The following is an 18,529-nucleotide window of genomic DNA, read 5'->3' as shown; positions in this document are numbered from 1 at the left end:
CCCGGTTTCCGACCCTTTCATGCGACCCGCCACCGCCCGCCCACGCCGCGACCTGCACCACGCCCTGGCGGCAACCCTGGTCAGTCATCCGCGCTGCACGCTCAGTGAGCTGGCGCGGGGGGCCGGCATCAGTCGCGCCACCCTGTACCGGTTCGCGCCGACCCGCGAGGCGATCGACGAGGCGTTGTTCGCCGCAGGCTTCGAGCGCTTGGAGGCAGCGGCCAGTTGGTTCGACGATGGCGCGGATGCACAGCATGTGCTGGAGCAGGTCACCACCACGCTGCTCGCCGATTGGGAGCTGGTGACCCTGGTGTTCGCGCGGATGATGGAAGAGCAGCAGCGGCAGGGTGACCTGCATCTGCTGCCAGAACGCTGGGCACCGATCGGCGAGCGTTTCGAGGCCTTTTTCCTGCGCGGCCAGAAGGCCGGCGTGTTCAACGTCGAGTTCAGTGCGGTGTGGCTGGCCGATTTCTACTGGACCTGTTTCTACGGCATTACCTGGTCACTCGCACGTGGTCGGCTGGCGCCGGCGGCGGCAGCCTCTACGCTGCTGGCTTCGTTCCAGCGGGGGGCGATGAAAGGTTGACCGTAGGGCGCGCCTGGCCGGGGCGCCGTGGCTTACGCCTGCTTCAGCAGCTGCACCAGCTGGCGCAGGCGATAAGGCTTGGGCAGGAACTCGACCTGCTCGGGTAGCGGCGGCAGCTGCGAGCGGGCGTAGCCGGACGACAGGATCATCCGTGCCTGCGGCTGTTCGCGCGCCACATGCTCGCTCAGCTCGATGCCGGACATGCCGTTGGGCATGCTGACGTCGCTGAACACCACGTCGAAGCGGGCTTCGCCCTTGAGCAGTTCCGCTGCCTCGTGGCCATCGGCGGTCGTGGCCACGTCGATGCCGAGGTCGCGCAGGGCCAGGCCGATCATTTCACGCAGATCGGTCTGGTCTTCCACCATCAATACGCGGATCGGGTCATCGGTCATCGGCAGGGTCCTCCATTGCGGGGAGCAGCAGGCTGACCGTGGTGCCGACACCGGGCGTGGTGGACACGTCGACGAAGCCGCCGCTCTGGGTAGTGAATCCGAACACCTGGCTCAGGCCGAGGCCGCTGCCTTTGCCGATGTCCTTGGTGGTGAAGAACGGCTCGGTCGCCCGTTCTGCGATGTCGGCCGCCATCCCGTGGCCCTCATCGCAGACGCTGAGGGTGACATAGCCACGTTGCAGCGTGGAGTCTGCATCCGGGTCTAGGCGATGCTCCAGCGCGGTGCCGATCAGGATGCGGCCGCCTTCGAGGGTAGCGTCGGCAGCATTGGCGACCAGATTGGCCAGCGCCGTCTGCAGCTGCAGCGCATCGGTGTTGATCGCCGGCAGGCCGGGCGCCAGCTGGGCATCCAGCACCACCGTGGGCGGGCAGGCGCGTTGCAGGCCTGGCAGCCATTGCTGTATCAGCGCGTTGAGGTCCAGAGGCTCGCGGATCAGGGTCTGGCCGGTGCTGAAGGCCAGCAGCTGGCGGGTCAGCAGCGCACCGCGATCAGTTGCGGTCTGCGCCGCATCAAGCAGTTCGGCGGCGCGCGCATCGTCACCGTTCACGCGCAGCGACAGCAGGTCCAGTGCGTTGCCGATGGTGGTCAGCAGGTTGTTGAACTCGTGCGACAGGCCGCGGCTGAGACGGCCGACGGTCTCGAACTGCTGGGTATTTCGCAGTGCTCGCTGGGCATCACGCAGCAGGCGCTGTGCCTGCCACTGCTCGGTGATGTCGCGGGTGATCTTGACGAAGCCGAGCAGCTCGCCCGCTTCAACCACCGGCTCGATCACCACACTGGCACGGAAGGACGAGCCATCGCGCCGAACCCGCCAGCCTTCACTGGCAACGTGGCCATGCTGCGCTGCATGGCGGAGCAGGCGTTGTGGTTCCCCGGCCTCGCGATCGGCGGCCAGGTAAAAGCGACCAAAGTAGGTGCCTACCACTTCATCGGCTGAATAGCCCTTGATGCGCTCCGCGCCGGGGTTCCAGCTGCAGACGATGCCATCAGGATCAAGCAGGTACAGCGCATGGTCGCGCACGCTGTCGATCAGCAGTCGCAGTTGGCGGGAAGGGTCCGTCAGCACGGACGTCGTAGAGGCGGCAGCGTCCACGTAAAAATAAGTGTTACCCCTGAGAGGCACGTGAAACTAGGCATTCAAGTGTGAAGGGAACGTGGAGGCGCGACACGTGCCATTTGTCCTGTGCGGCTGAATACGACACGGAGTACCATCACCCACCCTCTGTGTTCTGGAACCGACCTGCATGCGTCCTGGTGCGACTACGCGTGACCGCTGGATCTGGATGACCTCCGCCGTGCTGCTGGCCGCGACCATCGCGTTGGAGCTGGTGGTGCCGCTCGGCTATGCGGTATGGCTGGCGTACTTCCTGGCCGTGGGCGTGACCGTGTTCCAGCGCAGTGCGCGGGCGCCGTTCATCGTGGCCGTCCTTGCCTGCGTCCTGCTGATCATTGGCTACAACGTCGCGCCGGCCAGCTCCAACTCGGCGTTCTCGTTCGTCAACCGCAGCATCGGTGGCGTCGCATTCCTGATGATTGCGCTGATCGTCTCCCGTGCCATCCAGGCACGTCGCGAAGCAATGCGGGCGCTGTGGCTGCAGGAAGCGGAGAACGCGGTGGCCACGAGCCTGCGCGGTGACCTGGGTCCCGAGCAGATTGCCGAAGCGGCGGCAACCAGCCTGGGTGCCCAGCTGCAGGCAGACGTCGCCGCCGTCTACCGCCTGGAAGGCGGGCGACTGCAGCTGACCGGCGGCCTGGCGTTGCCGTCCGGCATGCCGGCGTCGCTGGCATTGCAGGAAGGCGTGGCCGGGCAGGTGGCGCGGGATGAACGCATCCGTCACCTGCACGGCGGCCACGATACGGTGCTTGAGCTGCAGACCAGCCTGGGGCGCTTGCCGGTGCGCGAGCGCATCCTGGCGCCGATCAGCAGCGATGGTGCGGTCGTGGGCATCGTTGAACTGGGACGCACCCGCGCCGGCGAACAGGATCGACTCGATGTCGAGCTGCTGGAGCGCTGTGCAGAGACCATCGGCATGGCGCTGCGCGCATCACTGCTGCGCGCACAGTTGGTGGTGCTGCTGGAGGAATCCCAGCGCCAGGGCGAGGAGCTGCAGGCCCAGCAGGAAGAGCTGCGCGTGGCCAATGAGGAACTGGAAGAGCAGAGCCGCAGCCTGCTGCAGTCGCAGAGCCATCTGGAAGAACAGCAGGCCGAGCTGGAACAGAGCAACGTCCAGCTGGAAGAGCGCACCCACGAGCTGGAGGCGCAGAAGCAGGCGCTGCTGGTCGCGCAGAGCCAGCTGGTGCGCAACAGCAACGAACTGGCCGCAACCTCGCGCTACAAGTCCGAGTTCCTGGCCAACATGTCGCATGAACTGCGTACGCCGCTGAACAGCTCGCTGATCCTGGCCAAGCTGCTGGCCGACAACAAGGACGGCACGCTCACCGAAGAACAGGTGAAGTATGCGCGCGCGATCCTGTCGTCCAACAACGACCTGCTGGCGCTGATCAATGACATCCTGGACCTGTCGCGCATCGAGGCTGGCCACGTCGAGCTGGCCGATGAAGTGGTGGTGACGGACAGCGTGCTGCAGCGCCTGCGCGAGACCTTCGAGCCGATGGCGCGGCAGAAGGGCCTGGCCCTGCAGATCGAGGCCGATGCGCTGGCGCCGAGCCAGCTGGTGGTCGACAGCCAGCGCCTGCAGCAGATCCTGAAGAACCTGCTGGCCAATGCGGTGAAGTTCACCGAGCATGGAAAGGTCAGCCTGCACGTGCGTGCGGGCGGCCAGGGCCGCATCCGGTTCGAGGTCTGCGACAGCGGTATCGGCATTGCCCGCGAGCAGCTGCAGGTCATCTTCGAGGCGTTCCGCCAGGCCGATGGCAGCACCCGCCGCCGCTACGGTGGCACCGGCCTGGGGCTGTCGATCTCGCGCGATCTGGCCGAGCGCATGGGCGGCAGCATCCAGGTCGACAGTGAACCGGGCCGCGGCAGCTGCTTCATCCTGGAACTGCCGTTGCAGGGTGCGCCCGCATCGAACGCCACTGACATCTCTGCGGCGCCCGTGGCGGCGCCCGCCACGGCCGCTGTGCCGGCGATGCCGGTACCTGCAGCGGCCGCGGTGGCGCCGACCACGACGGTGCCCAGCGTGGCCGATGACCGCGGTCGTCGCCAACGCGCTGGCCGCTTGATCCTGGCCGTTGAGGACGACGCCACGTTCGCCGAAGCACTGGTGGCCCTGGCCCATGAACTGGACTTTGACTGCGTGGTGGCCGGGACCGCCGAAGAGGCGCTGACCCTGGCCAGCGAACTGCGCCCGAACGGCATCCTGCTCGATATCGGCCTGCCGGACGTGTCCGGCCTGAGCGTACTGGAGCGCCTGAAGCGCAACCCCGATACCCGGCATATCCCGGTGCACGTGGTCTCGGCGATGGACCGCAGCCAGGTGGCGCGTGAGCTTGGCGCGATCGGTTTCGCGATCAAGCCGACCACGCGCGAGCGCCTGGTGTCCGCCATCGAGCAGCTGGAACAGACCAGCCAGCGCGACGTGCGGCGCCTGCTGATTGTCGAGGACGACAGCGAACTGCGCCACAACCTGGAATTGCTGCTGGGCCGTGATCAGCTGCAGATCGTCGCCGTGGGAACCCTTGCCGGCGCGCTGGAGCAGCTCAGCACGGTGACCTTTGACTGCATGGTGATGGACCTGTCGCTCCCTGACGGCAGCGGCTACGACCTGCTCGAACACATGGCCGGCAACGATGATGTGGGCTTCCCGCCGGTGATCGTCTATACCGGTCGCGCGCTCGGCCGTGAGGAAGAACAGCGCCTGCGCCGCTATTCCAAGAGCATCATCATCAAGGGCGCGCGTTCGCCCGAGCGCCTGCTGGATGAGGTGACCCTGTTCCTGCACAGCGTGGAGGCCAGCCTGCCGACCGACCAGCAGCGCCTGCTGCGCGAGGCGCGCCGGCGCGACACCGTGCTCGATGGACGCACCGTGCTGCTGGCCGAGGACGACGTGCGCAACATCTTCGCGCTGTCCAGCGTGCTCGAGCCGCTGGGCGTGACGCTGGAGATCGCGCGCAATGGACAGGAGGCAGTGGACCGCCTGGCCGAGCGCGAGGTCGACCTCGTGCTGATGGACATCATGATGCCGGAGAAGGATGGCTTGGCCGCGATGCGCGAGATCCGCGCGCAGCGTCACCTGCAGGACCTGCCGATCATCGCGTTGACTGCCAAGGCGATGCCCGATGATCGTGAGCGCTGCCTGCAGGCCGGTGCCAACGACTACATCGCCAAGCCCATCGACGTCGACAAGCTGGTCTCGCTGTGCCGGGTCTGGTGCTCGCGGCAATGAACGAACAGGCCCTGTTCGACCTGGAACTGAAGGTCCTGCTGGAGGCGCTGTACCAGCGTTACCACTACGATTTCCGCAGCTATGCGGTGTCATCGCTGCGCCGGCGCATGCGCCAGGCGATGCAGCGCTACGAGTGCGAACGGCTGGTCGACCTGCAGTACCGGCTGCTGCACGAGCCGGAACTGTTCGCCCAGGCCATGCAGTTCTTCACCGTGCAGGTCTCGGAGATGTTCCGTGACCCCGCGTACTTCCGTGAGCTGCGTGAGCAGGTGGTGCCGGTACTGCGTACCTATCCCTCGGTGAAGTTGTGGGTGGCCGGTTGCAGCACCGGTGAGGAAGTGTGGTCGCTGGCGATCCTGCTGCACGAAGAGGGCCTGCTTGATCGCAGCATCGTCTATGCCACCGACATCAATCCGGCGGCGCTGGCCACCGCCGAGGCGGGCGCCTATGGCATCGACCGGATGGCCCAGTTCAGCCGCAACTACCTGGCCGCCGGCGGCACGGCGTCGCTGTCCGACTACTACGCCACCGCCTACGATGGTGCGGTGTTCGACCGCCAGCTGCGTCGCAACGTGGTGTTCGCCGACCACAGCCTGGCTACCGATACCGTGTTCTCCGAAGTGCACCTGGTGTCGTGCCGCAACGTGCTGATCTATTTCAACCGCGATCTGCAGGACCGCGCCGTCGGCCTGTTCCGCGAAGCGCTGGTGCACCGTGGCTTCCTTGGCCTGGGCAGCAAGGAGTCGCTGCAGTTCGGGTGCCACCATGACGCCTTCGATGTCTGTTCGCGCGAGCATCGCCTGTACCGGAAGGTGGCCTGATGGCGTTGCCGGCGCGTCCAGCCGTGCTGGTGATCGGCGCGTCCGCCGGTGGCGTGGCCGCCTTGCAGGCGGTACTTGGTGCACTGCCGGGTACGCTGCCCGTACCGGTACTGGCCGTGCTGCACCTGCCGCGTGACCGTGCCAGCCGCATCGCCGAGGTGCTGGCGCCGTACTGCGCGTTGCCGGTGCGCGAAGCCGAAGACAAGCAGCCGTTGCAGCCGGGCACGGTGACGTTCGCGCCGCCGGATTACCACCTGCTGGTGGAGGACGAGGGATCGGTGGCGTTGTCGGTGGATGCGCCGGTGCTGTTTTCCCGTCCGGCCATCGATCCACTGTTCGACTCCGCTGCTGCAGTGTTCGGCGGGCAGGTATTGGCCCTGCTGCTGACCGGTGCCAGCAGCGATGGCAGTGAAGGCGTGGCTGCGGTGCGCGCCGCCGGTGGCCGTGCCTGGCTGCAATGTCCCGAGGAGGCCGAGGCGTCGATGATGCCGGCTTCCGCTCTGCAGCATGCCGGCGCCGATGCCGTGCTGCCCCTTGAACTGATGTGTCGCCGCCTGAAGGAGTTGTTTGCATGAACCTGTTGCCACCGGACCCTGCGCAGCCGCAGACCCCGGTCAACCTGCTGATCGTCGATGACGTGCCGCAGAACCTGGTAGCCATGCAGGCCCTGCTGCAGCGCGAAGGGGTCAACCTGCTGCTGGCCGGCTCCGGCGCTCAGGCGCTTGAGCTGCTGCTCGAGCACGAGGTGGCATTGGCCCTGCTTGACGTGCACATGCCGGAGATCGATGGTTTCACCCTGGCCGAACTGATGCGCGGTTCCCATCGCAGCCGCGACGTGCCGATCATCTTCCTGACCGCCTCGCCTGACGATCCGCTGCGCGCCTTCAAAGGCTACGAGACCGGTGCAGTGGATTTCCTGCACAAGCCGGTGGCGCCGCAGGTGATCCTGAGCAAGGTCAACGTCTTCATCGAGCTTTACCAGCAGCGGCAGTTGCTGAAGGCGCGCAACGAGGCGCTCGAACGCGCGCTCAAACTCAACGAAACAATGGCCGCGGTGCTGACCCACGATCTGCGCACGCCGCTGTCGGCGATCCTGCTGTGCACCGACAAGCTGGCGCTGGAGCTTCCGGAAGACAACGCAGGCGCGCAGCAGACCCTTCAGTACCTGGAAGCCAGCACCCTGCGGATGGCGCGGATGGTTGAACAGCTGCTCGATTTCTCGCGGATCCGCAGCGGTGGCCTGAGGCTGGAGGCAAGTGCCTGCGATCTGGCCGACGTGACGCGCGCGGTAGTAGCCGAAGCGGGCAGCGCGCATGGGGCGGACCGGATCCACCTGGACATGCATGGTGATACGCGGCTGCAGGGCGATCTGGACCGTCTCGGCCAGGTTGCCGCCAACCTGGTCGGCAACGCGCTTACCCATGGCAGCGAGGCGAGGGTGGAGGTGGACGGACGCGACCCCCGCAGCGTGCTGCTGCGGGTGAGCAACGCCGGCCGGATCGACGACGCGCTGCTGCCGCGGTTGTTCGAGCCGTTCAAGGCCAGCTTCCACCAGAGCAAGGGCCTGGGGCTGGGTCTGTACATCGTCGATCAGTTCGTGCGCGCGCATGGGGGGCGTATCGCCGCGCGCAACGAGGCCGGGCAGGTGGTCTTCGAAGCCCTGCTGCCGAGGCGCGTCGAGGGGCTGCCTGCAGCAGCAACCTGAATTCTTCAGGAAACGCCCGCGGGTGCTGAGACGGACTCGTCCGCAACTGCTACCGTGGGTGTACATCTTGTCAAGGAAGCACCATGCCACTGCGCGCCATCGCCTACGTCAGCCAGGCGCTGCCGGATCTTTCCGCTGAACGGTTGCGGGTGCTGGTCGAAGATGCAGCCCGCTTCAACAAGATGGCGGGCGTGACCGGCGTGCTGCTGTGTGACGGCGAACGTTTCCTGCAGTACATCGAGGGGCCGCCGGACGGGATCGACTCGGTCTACGAGCGCATCCTGCAGGCTGGCAGTCATGTCGACATCATCGAGCTTGCACGCGGCCGCCTCGGTCAGCGTCAGTTTCCGTACTGGTCGATGCGCGCGTTGCCGGTGGAAGAGGCGCTGTTGCGCCAGCTCTCATCCAGCGACTGGTCGGGTTTTACCCGCGCGTTGGACGGGGACCTGTCAGCGCCGACGCCGGTGGATCTGCTCGACAACGTCGTGCAGCCACTCCTGCACGCTGGCTGAGCATCAACGCGGTCTGCGGCCGCAGTAGGCGGCATGCAGTGCCTGCAGCACGCCCAGTGCGGGGCCTTCAATCACGCGGTAGTGGATCGCCTGTGCTTCGCGCCGGGTCGCAACGATCTCCATCGCCCGCAGCACCGCCAGATGCTGCGAAAGCGCCGATGCACTCAGGGCGGTCAACTCCTGCAATTTCGCTACCGGCGCCTCACCTTCGACAAGGCGGCACAACACGCGCAGCCGCGCAGGATGGGCCAGGCTTTTGAGCAGCGCTGCGGCCTGGGCGGCATGCTCGGCCATCGCGGCGCTGTCGAGCTCGGTGCTGACCATGGCTGGCCTTTTGATTTAGAAGAAGCTAATTTAGAAAAAACTAAATCAAAAGGCAAACGAATGAACGCGTCGGGCGGAGGCAGGTCATGACCCTGCCGTGGGCCGCGGTGGCGGGGGGCGTGTTGATCGGTGCGGCGGCGGTGCTGTTGCTGGCCACAACCGGGCGGGTGGCCGGCATCAGTGGCATTGCCGCTGGCAGCGTGCGTGCCGCGCCGGCTGAGCGTGGTTGGCGCTGGGCCTTCCTGCTCGGCCTGCTTGCCGCTGCAGGGCTGGTGCTGTGGTGGCAGGCCGCGCCAGGGCAAGCGCCCGGCGTCCTGCTGCGTGACGCCTTGCCTGCGTGGCAGTTGGTCGGCGCCGGCCTGCTGGTCGGCTTCGGTACGCGGTTGGGTAATGGTTGCACCAGTGGACACGGCGTCTGCGGGTTGGCCCGCGGCTCAAGGCGGTCGCTGCTGGCGGTGCTGGTGTTCATGGCCTGCGCGATGCTGACCACGTTCCTGATCCGCCACGGTGGAGGCTTGGAATGAGCCGCGTGTCGGTGGCTGCCGGCTCGGCAGGAGCACTGTTTGGCGCAGGCCTGGCGTCGGCCGGCATGACCGATCCTCGCCGCATCCTTGGTTTCCTCGACATCGCCGGCGATTTTGACCCCACTTTGGCCTGGGTGCTGGCCGCTGCGCTGCTGGTCAGCGCGGTTGGCCAGCGCTGGGTGCTGCGGCGCGCCCGTCCGTTGTGCGCAACGCGCTTCCAGTTGCCAGCTGCGCGCGGTATCGATCCGCGCCTGGTGCTGGGCGCGGCGTTGTTCGGCATCGGCTGGGGATGGGCAGGCTATTGTCCGGGCCCTGCCATCGCCGGGCTGGCGGTGGGATCGCGCGAGGCGCTGTGGTTCGTGCCGGCGATGCTTGCGGGTTTCTGGCTCCACGATCGCGTGCTTCGCTGAGGTTTCACCGCTGTGTCACCCCGCATGGGGTCATATCCATGGACCACGGGGAAAGGAGCGTAATGACATGGCACGGATGAAGTGGAAGGAAATGGCACTGCTTGCGGCTGCACTGGTCGCAGCAGCACCGGCGCTGGCCTGCACGCGTGCGGTGTACCTGGGCGACAACGGTGATGTGATCACCGCGCGCTCGATGGACTGGAAGGTCGATGTAGCGACCAACCTCTACGTGCTGCCGCGTGGTATTGCACGCACCGGCCAGGCCGGTCCGAAGTCGCTGGCCTGGACCGCGCGCTATGGCAGCGTGGTGGCGACCGGATACGACGTGTCTACCACCGATGGCATGAACGAAAAGGGCCTAGTGGCCAACCTGCTGTGGCTGGTCGAATCGGAGTATCCGCAGCAGCGTGGCAACAAGCCGGGCCTTGCGATCTCGCTGTGGGCGCAGTATGTGCTGGATAATTTCGCGACCGTGGACGAGGCGGTGGCGGCGCTGAAGCGTGAGCCATACTCGATCGTCACCGACAAGGTGCCCGGCGAAGATCGGCAGGCAACGCTGCATCTGTCGCTGTCCGACGCGACCGGCGACAGCGCCATTGTCGAATACATCGGCGGCCGCCAGGTGATCCATCACGACCGCCGCTACCAGGTGATGACCAATTCGCCGATCTTCGAGCAGCAGCTGGCACTCAACAGCTACTGGCAGCAGATCGGTGGCACGGTGATGCTGCCGGGTACCAACCGCTCGTCCGACCGCTTCGCGCGCGCGTCGTTCTACATCAACGCCATTCCCAAGGCCGAGGATCCGGTGGAGGCCTTGGCCAGCGTGTTCAGCGTGATCCGCAACGCGTCGGTGCCGTACGGCATCACCACGCCAGGTGAGCCGAACATCTCATCCACGCGTTGGCGCACCGTGGCCGACCACAAGCGGCGGCTGTACTTCTTCGAATCGGCATTGACCCCGAACACCTTCTGGGTCGACCTGAACAAGGTTGATTTCGGCGGGCAGGTACTCAAGCTCGACCTTGGAAAGGACCAGCGAAACACCTTTGCCGGTGATGCGCTGGGTCACTTCGTGCCCAGCGCACCCTTTGCCTTCCTCGGCGTCGACGGTTAATTCGACGCCTGGCTGGAGGCCGGGTAGACCGCCTGGATCGTGCAGGCGCCGCGCGTGTATTGCGGCAGCGGGGCCAGCCCATCGCTGCGCAGGTCACCGTTCTCGAAATCGGCGGTGAGGATGCGGTCACCGGCATTGCCACAGATCAGGCCGTTCTGCATGCCGGAGCGGAAGCTGAGCTGCGGCGCACGATCAAGCTGGCGACAGTGGCTGCCGAGCTCGACACGGTAGTAGCGGTGGCCACCATTGCGGCGCGGATTGGTCTCCACCAGCATGCCCTGCGCGTCGGACGACCACGCGCGGACGTTGCGGGTGGCGAAGCAGTACGACGGCGAGCCGCCGAAGCCGCGGCGGATATCCTTGCGTTCGCGGATGGTCACGGCGGGCAGGGTGGCTGTGCGCAGGCGGTCACTGTCGCGGGCCACGCCGGCGAAGTCCCGGTTCTGCACCGGGGTGACCGCACTGACGGCGCAGCTGCGGCCATCGACCACCACGCGCTCGCTGGGACGACCGCAGGCCCAGCCGGCGGGTGCTTCCAGCTTCAGCGTGGTGGCAGTGCGGACACCGGGGCAATCCTCGCTGAAGTCGATGCGGTAGGCCTGGCCGGAGGCCGCGCGCAGCGCGATCGAGCGCGGCGAGGCCTGTTCCACTTCCTGCACGCCGACCGCGTCCATGCAGTGCGGGGCGGGCGGGGTGCGTTCCTGTGACAGGGCCGGAACAGCAAGCGCCAGGCCGAGGCTGGCGGCCAATACCGCGAGTACGTGCTGATGGGTCATGTCCTGCACTCCCTGCGTTGGATGACGGATCGACTATAGCAGCGGTTTGCACGGCCGTTGTTACACGCGCACACTGCCCGGATGGGCGCCATCTTCCACCTGCGGCACTACGGACAGGCCACTGGCCTGGACCGGCATGACTATGCGCAATGGGTGCTGCCGCTGCAGGGCGAGCTGCAGTTCGAGATGGAAGGGCGCGGTGGTCGGCTGGACCTGCTGCAGGGGGCTTTTGTTGCCGCTGGCGAAGCGCATGACCAGATGGCGGATGGTCCCAATGGTTTCGTGATCGTTGACTGTCCTCCGGGCGTGCTTGATGACGGCACGCAGGAGTATCTGTGCCGTCAGCGCTGGCTGCATCTGCCGCTGGGGCTGCGCCGCTGCCTGGCCGAGGTGCAGGCTGGGCAGCCGGTGCCGGCCCTGTTGCCGCAGCTGCTGCAGCTGTTTGCACCGGCCGGCAGTGGCGCGCGCATGCAGGGACTGTGCGCGGCGGTGCAGAAAGATCCGGGCCAGGCGTGGCCGGTGGCGCGCATGGCCGGATTCGTCGGGGTCAGCGAGAGCCGGTTGCACGCGCTGTTCCAGCGTGATTTTGGGCTAAGCCCGCAGGCCTGGCTGAGCGCGTGCCGGTTACGCTGGGCCAAGCATCAGCTGCGAACCAGCACGGCGCCGATCAGCGATATCGCGCTGGCCGCAGGCTATTCCGAGCAGAGCGCACTGACCCGCGCGCTGCGCCGCGAGTGTGGCCAGACCCCGGCCGCGTGGCGCAGGGGCGGCGGCTGACTTGTAGAGCCGAGCCCACGCTCGGCTGTCCTTGTCTGCACAGTGGCCAATCGCAGTCGAGCATGGCTCGGCTCTACAGAGATGACAGGGCAGTAGCCTCGGTCAAGAGTGCCTGTCGGCCAGCGCTTACACTGCGCGGCCCGTTCTCTCCCCCCCGAAGAACCCGAATGCGCAACAACCCGATGGCTCTGGGCATCGCCAATGGCGTTGCCGCCGGCGCGCTGTGGGGCGTGGTTTTCCTCGCGCCCGCCGTGCTGCAGTCGTTCAATGCCCTGCAACTGTCAGCAGGTCGCTATCTGGTCTACGGCCTGATCGCCGTAGCCCTGCTGCTGCCGCGCTGGAAGCGGCTGGCCCCGCGGCTGGGCCGCGCCGAATGGATCGGCCTGCTGTGGTTGAGCCTGGCCGGGAATCTGGTGTACTTCCTGCTGCTGGCGACGGCGGTGCAGTGGGCCGGTGGCGCGGCGGCGTCCTTGATTGTCGGCCTGATTCCGGTGGTGGTCACTCTGGTTGGCGTGCGCGAGCAGGGCGCTGTACCACTGAAGCAGCTGTTGCCGGCACTTGGGCTGTGCGTGCTGGGCGTGGCACTGGTTGGCTGGGAAGCGCTGATGTCCGAGCACCTGGCGACCCCGTGGCGGCAGCGCCTGATCGGCCTGCTGTGTGCATTCGGCGCGCTGTTCTCGTGGGCGCTGTACTCGATCGGCAACAGCCGCTGGCTGGCGCGCCGGCCGGATCTGTCCGGCTATGACTGGTCGCTGCTGACCGGCGTCACCACCGGCGGCCTGGCCCTGCTGCTGGTGCCGATGGCCTTCTTCGGCCACATCAGCAGCCACACGACGGCACAGTGGGGGGGCTTCTGGGCGATCAGTGCAGGCGTGGCGGTGGTGGCCTCGATCCTTGGCACTGCGTTCTGGAACCGCGCCAGCCGCCTCCTGCCGCTGACCCTGACGGGCCAGATGATCGTGTTCGAGACGCTGTTCGCGCTGGCGTATGCCTTCGCCTGGCAACAGCGCTGGCCTTCGCTGCTGGAAGCATTGGCGATCGTGTTCCTGGTGGCCGGCGTGATGATGTGCGCGCACGCGCACCGCACGCCGCGCGCGATCGCCGAACATGCTGGCTGAATGCGCTCGTCAAGCGTGCTGATGTCGGCTTGGTCTCAGATGCAACCAAATGCTGGCACGTTGGGCGATGATCGCGGCAATGATTTTTTGCATTGCAGCACTTGACAGCGGGCCGGCGCACAGTGTTTTCTGTGCGTCATGGTCCTTGATGCCGCCCACGCCAGCCTGATCGCCCCCGCCACCGCGGGCCGTTCGACTGCGCCGGTCGCCACCACCACCATTACCACCACCACCGTCACCACTGCCCTGGTGCGGCCCGTCGTCTTCGTGTAACTCCCGAAAACCACGGCCCCGCACCATACAGGTGGCGGGGAAACTCGACACCTGCATGCGACGGGGCCTCTTACCGAGGTCTGCATGTCTTCCCACGCCCCCGCTCATCCCGTTGCCCCGGCCGACCTGGCTGCGCCGTCCACTGTCGTGCACAAGTTCGGCGGCACCTCGGTGGCCGATGCCGAACGATATCGCCATGTTGCCCGCCTGCTGCGGGCCCGTCCCGAAACGCTGCAGGTCACTGTCGTCTCGGCGATGAAGGGCGTCACCGACGCACTGATTGAACTGGCGCAGCTGGCGGCCAGGGGCGACGAAAGTTGGCGCGAGGCCTGGCATGCACTGCGCGCGCGCCATCGTGGCGCTGCCGTGGCGCTGTTGGGCGAGCAGGTGGGCGAGACCGTGGAATGGATCGACGCCCGTTTCGAGCAGCTGGCCGAAGTGCTGGCGGCGCTGGCGGTGATCGGTGAACTGCCGCGCGAGGTGCTGGACCGCGTGCAGGGGCTTGGCGAAGTGTTCTCCGCGCAGCTGCTTGGCACCCACCTGCGTGCATTGGGCGAAGACTGCGCGGTGCTCGACGCACGCGATGTGCTGGTGGTCGGGCATGGCGAACTGGGCGTGGATGTCGACTGGGAAGCCAGTGCCGATCGCCTGGCCAAGTGGCGCCTGCAGCACCCGCAATCGCGCCTGGTTGCCACCGGATTCGTCGCGCGTGATCGCGATGACCGTATCACCACGCTCGGCCGCAACGGCAGCGATTACTCCGGTGCGATCTTCGCCGCGCTGTTCAACGCCGATGAACTGCACATCTGGACCGACGTCGACGGCGTGCTGTCGGCCGATCCGCGGCTTGTGCCTGAGGCGGTGCAGCTGGAGTCGCTGAGCTACGACGAGGCCTGCGAACTGGCCTACTTCGGTGCCAAGGTGGTGCACCCGCAGACGATGTCGCCGGCTATCCGCCTTGGCCTGCCGATCTTCATCCGCAATACCTTCCAGCCGGCGCATCCGGGCACGCGCATCAGTGCCGAGCGCTCGCCGCGCGGGCCGGTGAAGGGCCTGACCCTGAGCCCCGGTCTGGCTCTGCTGAACCTGGAAGGCACCGGCCTGATCGGCGTTCCCGGTACCGCCGAGCGCGTGTTTGCCGCCCTGCGCCTGGCGCAGGTGTCGGTGGTGATGATCTCGCAGGGTTCGTCGGAACATTCGATCTGCTGCGTGGTGCGCGCCGCCGAAGCAGCGCGCGGCCGTGAGGCATTGCTGCACGCGTTCGCGCATGAGTTGTCGGTGGGCCAAGTGCAGCGCGTCCAGGTCGGTGAGGGCGTCAGCGTCCTGGCGGCGGTGGGTGACGGCATGGCCGGGCAGCCCGGTGTGGCCGCACGCCTGTTCGAGGCACTGGGGCGTGCGCAGGTGAACATCCTGGCGATCGCGCAGGGTTCGTCCGAACGCAACATCTCGGTGGCGGTGGACAGTGCCGATGCCACCCGTGCGCTGCGCGCGGCGCATGCAGGCTTCTGGCTGTCGCCGCAGACGTTTGCGGTCGGTGTGATCGGGCCGGGCAATGTCGGTGCCGCGCTGCTGGACCAGCTGCTGGCGGCCCGTCCGCAGCTGCTGGCCAAGGCCAATGTGGATCTGCGCCTGCGCGCGCTGGCCTCGCGTTCGCGCATGCGCCTGGAAGTGGATGGTCTGCACGCCGACTGGCGGGAGGCATTGCAGGACGCGGGCGAGTCCAGCGATCTGGATCGCTTCACCGAACACCTGCTGGCCGCGCACCTGCCGCATGCGGTGGTGATTGACTGCAGTGGTAGTGCCGATGTGGCCGAGCGCTACGAGGGCTGGTTGGCGGCCGGCATCCACGTGGTCACCCCGAACAAACAGGCCGGCGCCGGGCCGCTGCCGCGCTATCAGCGCATCCGCGCCGCCGCGGCGGCCAGTGGCGCGCGTTTCCGCTACGAGGCCACGGTGGGCGCAGGCCTGCCGGTGATCACCACGCTGCGTGATCTGGTCGATACCGGTGATGAAGTGCTGGCGATTGAAGGCATCTTCTCCGGCACGCTGGCCTGGCTGTTCAATCGCTTCGATGGCAGCCAGCCGTTCTCGCAGCTGGTCGCGCAGGCGCGGTCGATGGGCTACACCGAGCCGGACCCGCGCGATGATCTTTCGGGCGTGGACGTGGCGCGCAAGCTGGTGATCCTGGCCCGCGAGGCCGGCCACGCGCTCAGCCTGGAACAGGTACAGGTGGAAAGCCTGGTGCCGGCGCCGCTGCGCGAGGGCAGCGTGGATGACTTCATGGCGCGGCTGGGCGAGTCCGATGCCAGCCTGCTGCAGCGCCTGCAGGACGCGCGGGCCCGTGGTGCGGTGCTGCGCTATGTGGCACAGCTGGGTGCCGACGGCGCCTCGGTGGGCCTGCAGGAGCTGCCTGCCGACCACGCCTTCGCCAACCTGCGGCTGACCGACAACGTGGTGCAGTTCCGCACCCGCCGTTACTGCGACAACCCGCTGGTGGTGCAGGGGCCGGGGGCTGGCCCGGAAGTCACGGCGGCTGGCGTGTTCGCGGACCTGCTGCGGGTGGCTGCCGGCGAAGGAGCGCGCCTGTGATCGCACGTGCGTTCGCGCCCGCCTCGGTGGCCAACGTGGCGGTGGGCTTCGATATTCTTGGTCATGCCATCGCCGGTGTTGGCGATACCGTGATCGTGCGCCGCATCGATGAGCCGGTGGTGCGCATCGAAGCGATTCGCGGCAGCGTCGTCGAGCTGCCACTGGATGCGGCTGGAAACACCGCGGGTGCTGCATTGATGTCGCTGCGCGCAGGGCTGGCCCTGGACTTCGGTTTCGCGGTGGAGATCGACAAGGGCATTCCGTTCGGTTCCGGCATGGGCGGTTCGGCAGCGTCGTGCGTCGCTGCGCTGGTTGCCGCCAACGCACTGCTGGATACGCCGCTGTCGCGCGAAGCGCTGTACCCGTTTGCGCTCGATGGCGAGGCTGTGGCCAGCGGTGGCCGTCACGGCGACAACGTGGGGCCGCTGCTGCTGGGCGGTCTTGCACTGTGCACGGCCGACCGCCTGCTGCCGATTCCGGTGCCGGCAACCTGGCACAGCCTGCTGGTGCATCCGCATGCGGTGCTGGAAACACGCCGCGCACGCCAGGTGCTGCAGGGCAGCTACGCGCTGGGTGAATTCGTGGCACAGAGTGCGAACCTCGCGCTGGTACTCAGTGGTTGCCATCGTAGTGATGCGGCGCTGGTGCGGGCTGGACTACGCGATGTGCTGGTGGAACCACGGCGGGCCGGACTGATTGCGGGCTTCGAGGCAGCACGCGATGCAGCGCTGTCGGCACAGGCAATGGGGGCAGGCATCTCCGGTGCCGGTCCGAGCGTGTTCGCCTGGTTCGAGGATGCCGACCAGGCCCGCGCCGCTGCCGCACCGGTGCAGGCGGCATTCGCCGCTGCCGGTTTCGACAGCGATGCCTGGGTGTCGCCGCTGGATGCACCGGGAGCCCGCTTGTGCTGAATCCTTCCCCTCTACTGGATACTCAACCCATGCAATTTGTTTCGACCCGTGGCCAGTCCCCGGCTGTTGGCCTCAGTGCGGCGATCGCTGCAGGATTGGCGCCCGACGGCGGACTGTATGTACCGGAGTTGCTACCCGCGGCCAGTGAGCTGCGGGCCGGTGCGACGTTGGCCGATACGGCCGCGGATCTACTGGCACCGTTCTTCGCCGGTGATGCTTTGGAGGCAGCCCTGCCATCGATCTGTCGTGAGGCGTTCGACTTTCCGGTGCCGCTGCGGCCACTGGGCGACGGTGACCATGTGCTGGAGCTGTTCCATGGGCCGACGGCGGCGTTCAAGGATATCGGTGCGCGCTTCTTGGCCGGAACACTGTCGCGGCTGCAGGCCGGCAAGGACCGCGATCTGACGATTGTTGTCGCCACGTCTGGCGATACCGGCGCCGCCGTTGCTGCGGCCTTCCATCGCCAGCCCGGCGTGCGCGTGGTGGTGCTGTATCCGGACGGCCGCGTGTCGCCGCGGCAGGCGCACCAGCTCGGTTGCTTCGGCGACAACATCCAGGCGCTACGCGTGGCCGGTGCCTTCGACGACTGCCAGGCGATGGTCAAGCAGGCGCTGGCCGACCGCGAACTGCAGGCGCAGGTGCCGTTGAGTTCGGCCAACAGCATCAGCCTCGGCCGCCTGCTGCCGCAGATGAGTTATTACGCGCATGCGGCGTTGTCCCATTACGCGACGCACCGTCGCCGGCTCAACCTGGTGGTGCCGACCGGCAACCTTGGCAATGCGATGGCGGCCGTGCTGGCGCGCGCGCTGGGCGTGCCGATCGGGCAGATCGTGCTGGCCACCAATGCCAATGCGGTGCTGCCGGCGTACTTCAATGGTGGCGACTACCAGCCGCAGGCCAGCGTGGCCACCGTTGCAAACGCAATGGACGTAGGGGCGCCCAGCAACTTCGAGCGCCTGCGCTGGCTTTACCAAGGAGATGACGCCGAGCTGCGCGCTGCCTTCCGCGCGTTCGCGGTGGACGACGTGACAATCCGCGCGACGATTGCGGCGGCGCACGCCAGCAGTGGTGAATTGTTCTGTCCGCACACGGCGACGGCGGTGAAGGTGCTGCAGGACCTGCGCGCGCGCGGAGCCAGGGGCGACTGGGCGGTGGTGGCTACCGCACATCCGGCCAAGTTCGAGGCAGTGGTGGAGCCGCTGATTGGCGAATCAGTGGCCGTGCCGCCGGCGCTGGATGCGTTGCTGCAGCGGCCCGCGTACGCGGAACCGTTGGCCGCGGATTACGC

At 67.2% G+C, this 18,529-nt stretch carries 19 protein-coding genes; 15 read left to right on the top strand and 4 right to left on the bottom strand.

Translation table 11 applies throughout. The features are described from left to right. Positions 1-19 precede the first annotated feature (19 nt). Positions 20-586: a transcriptional regulator gene (locus N5J73_RS00095; RefSeq protein ID WP_049449149.1), complete on the top strand. Its 567-nt coding sequence runs from the start codon at positions 20-22 to the stop codon at positions 584-586. 32 nt (positions 587-618) lie between these two features. Here N5J73_RS00095 and N5J73_RS00090 read toward each other — a convergent pair whose 3' ends face one another. Next, complete coding sequence (locus tag N5J73_RS00090; RefSeq protein WP_049449148.1) at positions 619-978, bottom strand: response regulator; 360 nt, start codon at positions 976-978, stop codon at positions 619-621. Next, on the bottom strand, positions 968-2,104 hold the full coding sequence (locus tag N5J73_RS00085; protein ID WP_049449147.1) for a PAS domain-containing sensor histidine kinase: 1,137 nt from the start codon (positions 2,102-2,104) through the stop codon (positions 968-970). The genes N5J73_RS00090 and N5J73_RS00085 overlap by 11 nt, the downstream gene beginning before the upstream one ends. Positions 2,105-2,282: 178 nt before the next feature. On the opposite strand from N5J73_RS00085, the gene N5J73_RS00080 reads away from it, so the two are divergent. From N5J73_RS00080 to N5J73_RS00060, 5 genes are all read left to right on the top strand, one after another. Then, the gene (locus N5J73_RS00080) at positions 2,283-5,384 is read left to right on the top strand and encodes a response regulator (protein WP_049449146.1); all 3,102 of its coding nucleotides are present in this window, start codon (positions 2,283-2,285) and stop codon (positions 5,382-5,384) included. After that, the gene (locus N5J73_RS00075) at positions 5,381-6,205 is read left to right on the top strand and encodes a CheR family methyltransferase (protein WP_010482611.1); all 825 of its coding nucleotides are present in this window, start codon (positions 5,381-5,383) and stop codon (positions 6,203-6,205) included. Before N5J73_RS00080 ends, N5J73_RS00075 begins: the two co-directional genes overlap by 4 nt. After that, positions 6,205-6,780: a chemotaxis protein CheB gene (locus tag N5J73_RS00070; protein ID WP_049449145.1), complete on the top strand. Its 576-nt coding sequence runs from the start codon at positions 6,205-6,207 to the stop codon at positions 6,778-6,780. Before N5J73_RS00075 ends, N5J73_RS00070 begins: the two co-directional genes overlap by 1 nt. Further along, positions 6,777-7,910, top strand: a complete 1,134-nt coding sequence (locus N5J73_RS00065) for a hybrid sensor histidine kinase/response regulator (protein WP_049449143.1) — start codon at positions 6,777-6,779, stop codon at positions 7,908-7,910. The genes N5J73_RS00070 and N5J73_RS00065 overlap by 4 nt, the downstream gene beginning before the upstream one ends. 83 nt (positions 7,911-7,993) lie before the next feature. Then, positions 7,994-8,422, top strand: coding sequence for a BLUF domain-containing protein (locus N5J73_RS00060; protein WP_049449141.1), 429 nt, complete (start codon positions 7,994-7,996; stop codon positions 8,420-8,422). Between the two features lie 3 nt (positions 8,423-8,425). Here N5J73_RS00060 and N5J73_RS00055 read toward each other — a convergent pair whose 3' ends face one another. After that, positions 8,426-8,746, bottom strand: coding sequence for a metalloregulator ArsR/SmtB family transcription factor (locus N5J73_RS00055; protein WP_049449139.1), 321 nt, complete (start codon positions 8,744-8,746; stop codon positions 8,426-8,428). Between the two features lie 86 nt (positions 8,747-8,832). Here N5J73_RS00055 and N5J73_RS00050 point away from each other — a divergent pair, with 86 nt between their 5' ends. The 3 genes from N5J73_RS00050 (at position 8,833) to N5J73_RS00040 (ending at position 10,797) form a co-directional block, all read left to right on the top strand. Continuing rightward, positions 8,833-9,270, top strand: a complete 438-nt coding sequence (locus tag N5J73_RS00050) for a YeeE/YedE family protein (protein WP_049449137.1) — start codon at positions 8,833-8,835, stop codon at positions 9,268-9,270. Then, entirely contained in the window at positions 9,267-9,680 is a 414-nt protein-coding gene (locus N5J73_RS00045; protein WP_049449136.1) for a DUF6691 family protein, read from the top strand. Before N5J73_RS00050 ends, N5J73_RS00045 begins: the two co-directional genes overlap by 4 nt. A gap of 67 nt (positions 9,681-9,747) precedes the next feature. Further along, on the top strand, positions 9,748-10,797 hold the full coding sequence (locus tag N5J73_RS00040) for a linear amide C-N hydrolase (protein WP_049449134.1): 1,050 nt from the start codon (positions 9,748-9,750) through the stop codon (positions 10,795-10,797). On the opposite strand, the gene N5J73_RS00035 is transcribed toward N5J73_RS00040, so the two are convergent. Further along, on the bottom strand, positions 10,794-11,573 hold the full coding sequence (locus N5J73_RS00035) for a DUF6491 family protein (RefSeq protein WP_049449132.1): 780 nt from the start codon (positions 11,571-11,573) through the stop codon (positions 10,794-10,796). The two genes, N5J73_RS00040 and N5J73_RS00035, sit on opposite strands and share 4 nt — an antisense overlap. A gap of 81 nt (positions 11,574-11,654) precedes the next feature. Here N5J73_RS00035 and N5J73_RS00030 point away from each other — a divergent pair, with 81 nt between their 5' ends. The 6 genes from N5J73_RS00030 to thrC form a co-directional block, all read left to right on the top strand. Then, the gene (locus tag N5J73_RS00030) at positions 11,655-12,350 is read left to right on the top strand and encodes an AraC family transcriptional regulator (RefSeq protein WP_049449130.1); all 696 of its coding nucleotides are present in this window, start codon (positions 11,655-11,657) and stop codon (positions 12,348-12,350) included. A gap of 167 nt (positions 12,351-12,517) precedes the next feature. Then, positions 12,518-13,468, top strand: coding sequence for a DMT family transporter (locus N5J73_RS00025; protein WP_049449128.1), 951 nt, complete (start codon positions 12,518-12,520; stop codon positions 13,466-13,468). Between the two features lie 138 nt (positions 13,469-13,606). After that, a complete protein-coding gene (locus N5J73_RS00020) occupies positions 13,607-13,741 on the top strand; it encodes a hypothetical protein (RefSeq protein ID WP_005413160.1) in 135 nt (44 codons plus the stop codon). A gap of 84 nt (positions 13,742-13,825) precedes the next feature. Then, positions 13,826-16,330: a bifunctional aspartate kinase/homoserine dehydrogenase I gene (gene thrA, locus N5J73_RS00015; RefSeq protein WP_049449126.1), complete on the top strand. Its 2,505-nt coding sequence runs from the start codon at positions 13,826-13,828 to the stop codon at positions 16,328-16,330. Continuing rightward, positions 16,327-17,241 (top strand): homoserine kinase, encoded by a 915-nt coding sequence (locus tag N5J73_RS00010; RefSeq protein WP_049449124.1) that lies wholly within the window; start codon positions 16,327-16,329, stop codon positions 17,239-17,241. The genes thrA and N5J73_RS00010 overlap by 4 nt, the downstream gene beginning before the upstream one ends. A 29-nt stretch (positions 17,242-17,270) precedes the next feature. Beyond that, positions 17,271-18,529 (top strand): threonine synthase (thrC, locus tag N5J73_RS00005; protein WP_279940467.1); only part of this gene is annotated, 1,259 nt, incomplete at its 3' end.

It is taken from the genome of Stenotrophomonas sp. GD03654, assembly GCF_029845105.1.
GTDB lineage: Bacteria > Pseudomonadota > Gammaproteobacteria > Xanthomonadales > Xanthomonadaceae > Stenotrophomonas > Stenotrophomonas africana.
This window is presented reverse-complemented; position numbering and strand designations above follow the sequence as displayed.